Origin of the sequence: Brachybacterium sp. Marseille-Q7125 (assembly GCF_023062615.1) — a bacterium.
GTDB lineage: Bacteria > Actinomycetota > Actinomycetes > Actinomycetales > Dermabacteraceae > Brachybacterium.
In genome coordinates this window covers 1-1678 of record NZ_JALLAL010000115.1, presented here as the reverse complement: position 1 = coordinate 1678, position 1678 = coordinate 1, and the positions used below count along the sequence as shown (strand labels likewise).

General features: G+C 68.2%; 1 protein-coding gene. It reads right to left on the bottom strand.

Annotated elements, in window-relative coordinates:
* Window positions 1–167 precede the first annotated feature (167 nt).
* Window positions 168–1556, bottom strand: coding sequence for an IS1380 family transposase (locus tag MU407_RS13930; protein WP_102237372.1), 1389 nt, complete (start codon window positions 1554–1556; stop codon window positions 168–170).
* Between the last annotated feature and the right edge of the window lie 122 nt (window positions 1557–1678).

The following is a 1678-nucleotide window of genomic DNA, read 5'->3' as shown; positions in this document are numbered from 1 at the left end:
CCTCGATCTTTCATGGTGCTGCTGAGCGGCGGTGTCCGGCGTCGTTGCCGGTGTGCGCGAGCTGATTGTGGCATGAGGGTGTGACGGTCCGCCGCGTGTCGGTCGCGGTGGTCGGGCGTTCCGGTGCCAGGGTCCTTGGGGAGTGCGGTCAGCGACGGGGCCGGGAGCTATCCGGCCGGGGCGGGGAGGCCGGTGAGGCGGGCGTGGCCTGCCTGGATGATCCCGGCCCAGCGTGACCGGTCCGAGAGATGCAGGACCCGCTGCCGGGCATGCCGAGCGATGGTCGCGGGGACCTGGAACAAGCGGTGGCGCAAACGTTTGGGCTCCCACCGCCGGGCGGGCTGGTCGGCGTAGCCGAGCAGGCCCATCCAGGCAGTGATTTCGCTGGCCAGAGCGATGATCTGGCACCAGATCCGGTTCTGGGCGAAGGATTTCAGCGGCAGGTTCCGTAAGCCAGCGTCTTTCGCGGCCCGGATCCGGTCCTCGCAGCGAGCACGGCGACGGTGGCGCACTTCCAGGTCCGCCAACTGGCCTTGCGTGGTGTTGGTCGCGAACGCCGTCAGGCGGTAACCGTCGACGTCCTCGAACCGCAGCTGCGCCCCGGGATGCGGTCGCTCGCGGCGGACGATGACCCGCATCTGCTCAGGCCAGTCCTTGAGGTCCAGCAGTCCGGTCAGCTCGGCCACGTCCGCCCCTTCTCGTGGGGTGCCGTCGGGGTCATAGGCCGGCTCCCAGACATGCTCGGGGATGATCCGGTAGACCTCCGGGGTGTTGGCGGGCAACGTGAATCCCACCGAGTACGAGACCCGGCGTTTGACCAGCTCCTCGATGGTTTTCTTGGTGGAGCCAGCACCGTCGATCCGGATCAGCACCTTCTTCCCCGGCCTGGGCCCCAGCCCTACTTGGGCCAGCGCCTGTCTGATCACGGTCTTGTGGTCAGCAGCCGTGTTCGAGCCCGCGTTCCCGGGCCGGAGCAGGCAGGTCAGCATCTCCCCACCACTGCCTTCGCCGTGGTCGGCGAAGGCCAGCAGGGGGTGGAACCCGAATCCCTTCTTGAACGTCGCTCGTGCGTTCTCCTTCTCGCTATGAGCTGTCACGAGGGTGGCGTCGAGATCGATGACCAGCGGGTTCTTCGCGGTGACGTGATGGCTCGGGGCATGGCTGCCGGCCCGAGCCCACGCCGCCTCGCGGGCGCGGCGGCGGGCGGTGTTGATCGCGCGTTCGGCAGCATCGACATCGCTGGCCAGGAGCGCGAGCAGGCGAGAGATCGTGGGATCCGAGGCCACCTGACCGTAGACGTCCGGCTCGGCCCGCACCGCAGCGACGTCGGCCAGGCAGTCCCCGCCCACAGCCAGTGTCAGCGCGAGGTCGAGCAGGATCTTGCCTGGATCATGCTGCGCCAACGGGCGCCGCCACGGTCCCAGCGCTTGCGACAGGGCCCGGTCCAGGCCGGTGGCGCGGACCGTCTCGGTCAGCAGCACCCCACCCGCCTGCCCCACCGCCGCACTCGGCGCGACATCAACCTGCACCCGCGGATACAACCCGGTAGTGTTCACCCTGAAGGTGCTCCTTCGACCTTGGAGAATTGGACCCTAAGTAAGCCCTATTCTTCCAGGTCAGGAGCACCTTTCCGCGTCTACGACCACCCCTCGGACACCTCAACGATGAAAGCCCGAGG